Raw genomic sequence first — 3,838 nt, 5'->3', positions numbered from 1 at the left:
AGATGAAAATATCAACAATTATTATTACCAATAAACTTACTTTATTTAATGGTTTATCATTAATCCTTCTTGATCTCCTGAAAAACTGATTCCACAAATTATTAAGTTTAGTAAACATAATCTACTCCTAAGTACAGGACAAAAAGGATGATATTTGGAAACTTCCCGCGCTCTCCCCTATCTAAATGGAGCAAGAGGACTCCCGTTAAATTTCTCCTTAATTAAAAATATACCAGAAATTCAGGGTGAGAGCATCTCAAAAGCTATTGACAATTGGCCAATTTTGTGATACGCATGGGCATTTCAGCTGATATCAGTCAATCAGAATAGTTACGAAATCTTAACATTTGGTCGATTTTTGCTTAACAATTGAGATGACAAATTCTCCTCAAATATGCCTGAATCGTCCTCTGGGCAAGCAACCCACACAAAGTTCATTTTGTCAAGGATTGTTAAGATGCGCTTCCCCTGAGCTTATGGATAAATTTATTGGTTTGAGTATGCTGATTTTTGGGTTTGTAATGATGGCCTTTAATCCAGCAGTTGGGGTGCTAGTGGCTCTTTTTGGGTTGATCGTGACTTGGAATAGCGAGAGAACTGTTTCTGTTCGATCACAGGACAGGGATAGGGTTCCTTGTCCTCATTGTGCTGAGTTAATTCAACCGAAAGCGAAGGTGTGCCGTTTCTGTGGGGCCAGGTTTAGATGACCCCTTGTCCTGAGTTTGGGATCGGTGGCAACCCGATCAGAGGTTTCTTCAGTTTTTTGTCACAATTGTTACATTTTTTCAGAGATTTTAATTCGATCGGGTGATTTTTTTTTGATAGGATTGAACCTATAATTTTCCCATAAATAGTTATTGTTCTCCATTAACCGTGCCAAACTAAGAACTGCGGACAAATCAAGAGTTTTGGCGTTTCAATAGACCAAATAAACTAATAACTGGCAATTAGTAGGAAATCTCAGTTATTTTTTGCTAAAATTCCCCTTTTTACCGCATTTTCTTGCTTGGAAACAAACTTTTTTCCGCTTTCGTCTCTGTCTTTAATTCGCTCCCACTAGGAAACTCAAGGGTAAGATGCTATATTTTCAAAAGCAGGGTCGTCATCATCCTCTGACCCTATTAACAATGCTTTTAAGTGCTTCTTTCGTTGTGGTCTCCCTTTCCTTGACTCCTGCGATCGCACGTCAATTCGCCCCAATTAACCCGATTAAACCGATTCCTTTGGGGAATGATCAATTAATTCCTGCCGGCACAGACATCCCTGTAAAATACGAGCAAGGGGAAAAAATTCTTTTAACCAAACAAGAAACTTTTTCTTTATCTCTGACCGTCACCGATAATATCAAAAATTCCCAAGGACAGACAATTATTCCCGATGGTAGTCAGATTATCGGAGAAATTAAACCTGATGGTCAAGGTTCGCGTTTTTTATCCCAAAAAATCTTTTTAAAAACCCGTCAACCCCAAGAAAAATCTATTGATGCTATTTCGGCAGTTTTCACTCGTCTAGAAAAGCTAATTAAAGGAGTTAACCCCGACAAAATTATTCAGGGTGCAGTATTAGGAAAATCCGCCGCTTCTGTCCTCGCTTCTTTTACTTCTGACCAACCGGTTAGCGAGGGATTATTACGAGGAGGGGGATTAGAAGTATTAGCCGGTTGGTTATTACGAGGAGAATCGGTGGAATTATTGTCAATTAACCCCAAGGAAGATTTAAAATTAACCCTTCGTTCTGATTTTACCGGTCAGTAACCTTAAAAAAATCTGGTGTGTTAGTTATTTATCTAACACACCAGCTATCTGGACTAAGCGGCGTTTTGCCGATACCATTCAATGGTTTTTTGCAAACCTTCTTTAAATTCCATTTGGGCAACAAAACCGAATTTTTCCCTAGCGCGGGTTGTATCTAAACAGCGTCGCGGTTGACCATTGGGTTTATCTATTTCCCAAACAATTTCGCCATCAAAACCCATTAAATCACAGATTAATTCGACTAAATCTTTGATAGAAATCTCAGAATTTGTACCAAGATTAACCGGGTCTGATTCATTATAGAATTGGCTGGCCATGACAATGCCTTGCGCTGCATCGGTGGAGTAGAGAAACTCCCGGGTTGGACTACCATCTCCCCAGACAGGAAGTTGTTTATCCCCCCGTTGTTGTGCCTCATAAACCTTACGAATTAAAGCAGGAATTACATGGGAACTACCTGGATCAAAATTATCCTCTGGCCCGTATAAATTCACCGGTAAAAGATAAATTCCGTTGAAACCATACTGCAAACGATAGGACTCTAATTGTACCAATAAAGCCTTTTTAGCGATACCATAGGGCGCATTGGTTTCTTCGGGATATCCTGACCATAAATCGTCTTCATGGAAAGGTACTGGAGTAAATTTTGGATAGGCACAAATTGTCCCCACACAGACAAATTTTTGCACTCCTGCTAGATAGGCAGCGTGAATTAATTGGGTTCCCATCATCAAATTATCATAGAATAATTCGGCGGGTTTTTCCCGATTGAGACCGATGCCTCCCACATGAGCAGCCAAATGGATAATTAAATCTTCTTCGTCGGCTAAACGTTGACAGTTTTCCCAAACTCTTAAATCACAATCTTTAGACCGAGGAATTGTAATTTTTTCGGGATTGGCCCCCGCTGCAATTAATTGATTAACTACTTGCCGACCTAAAAATCCAGCCCCCCCGGTGACAACGATTCTTTGTTCGCTTAAATTCAGCATATTTTTACCTCTTTAATCCACAGTTGTCATTGAACGATTGCGAAGATAAGCCAAATCTTTTAATAACTGTCCGCTATCACCACCGTTATTAAGATTAATCCCCAAAGCCGCTAAATCCGCATCTACCATTAATTTTACCAGTCCCTCGAACGTTACCGACGGCTGCCAACCTAATTTCTCTCTGGCTTTTGTGGAATCTCCTATCAATAAATCCACTTCCGCCGGACGCAAATAACGTTGATCAAACTCCACATAATCCTGCCAATTTAAATTAACGTATTGGAAAGAAATATCGAGAAACTCCCGGATAGAATAGGTTTCATTTGTCGCCACTACATAATCATCCGGTTCTTGCTGTTGTAACATTAACCACATCGCCCGCACATAATCCTTAGCATAACCCCAATCCCGTTTAGAATCGAGATTTCCTAAATAAAGTTTTTTCTGTTGTCCGGCAATAATTCGGGCCAAAGCGCGGGTAATTTTGCGCGTGACAAAAGTTTCTCCACGACGGGGGGATTCATGGTTAAATAAAATGCCGTTACAGGCAAATAAGTCGTAGGATTCCCGATAGTTGACCGTTTGCCAGTGACCGTAAACTTTCGCACAAGCGTAGGGACTGCGGGGATAAAATGGCGTGGTTTCTTTTTGGGGAACTTCCATGACTTTCCCGAACATTTCCGAGGAACCTGCTTGATAGAAACGGACTTCGATGCCGGTTCTTTTTTGGTAATCCCGAATTGCTTCTAGTAATCTTAAGACCCCCACCCCCACAGCATCGACGGTGTATTCTGGGGCATCAAAACTAACTCGCACGTGGGATTGGGCCCCTAAATTATACACTTCTACTGGTTGCACTTGTTCGAGGATACGCCGCAGGGTCGTGCCGTCGGTGAGGTCGCCATAATGAAGAAATAATTTAGTATCGGGCTGGTGGGGGTCAGTGTAGATATGATCGATGCGATCGGTGTTAAAGGTGGAGGTACGACGGATGATACCGTGGACTTGATAACCTTTTTCTAATAATAATTCGCTCAGATAGGAACCATCTTGGCCGGTGATGCCGGTAATTAGGGCGCGTTTAGCTTCAGT

3 protein-coding genes are annotated in these 3,838 nt (G+C 41.2%); 1 reads left to right on the top strand and 2 read right to left on the bottom strand.

All coding sequences use genetic code 11. The features are described 5' to 3' along the window. The first annotated feature begins 1,076 nt into the window (after positions 1 to 1,076). On the top strand, positions 1,077 to 1,754 hold the full coding sequence (locus PX636_RS11005) for a hypothetical protein (protein WP_004159248.1): 678 nt from the start codon (positions 1,077 to 1,079) through the stop codon (positions 1,752 to 1,754). Positions 1,755 to 1,807: 53 nt separating this feature from the next. On the opposite strand, the gene PX636_RS11000 is transcribed toward PX636_RS11005, so the two are convergent. Both PX636_RS11000 and gmd read right to left on the bottom strand, forming a co-directional pair. After that, the gene (locus tag PX636_RS11000) at positions 1,808 to 2,746 is read right to left on the bottom strand and encodes a GDP-L-fucose synthase family protein (RefSeq protein ID WP_012265988.1); all 939 of its coding nucleotides are present in this window, start codon (positions 2,744 to 2,746) and stop codon (positions 1,808 to 1,810) included. A 12-nt stretch (positions 2,747 to 2,758) separates the two neighbouring features. Further along, positions 2,759 to 3,838 (bottom strand): GDP-mannose 4,6-dehydratase (gene gmd, locus PX636_RS10995; RefSeq protein ID WP_288117176.1); only part of this gene is annotated, 1,080 nt, incomplete at its 5' end.

Origin of the sequence: Microcystis sp. M53598_WE2 (genome assembly GCF_030067735.1) — a bacterium.
Classification (GTDB): domain Bacteria; phylum Cyanobacteriota; class Cyanobacteriia; order Cyanobacteriales; family Microcystaceae; genus Microcystis; species Microcystis aeruginosa.
The sequence above is the reverse complement of the archived record's forward strand: the minus strand, read 5'-3'. Positions and strand labels throughout refer to the sequence as shown.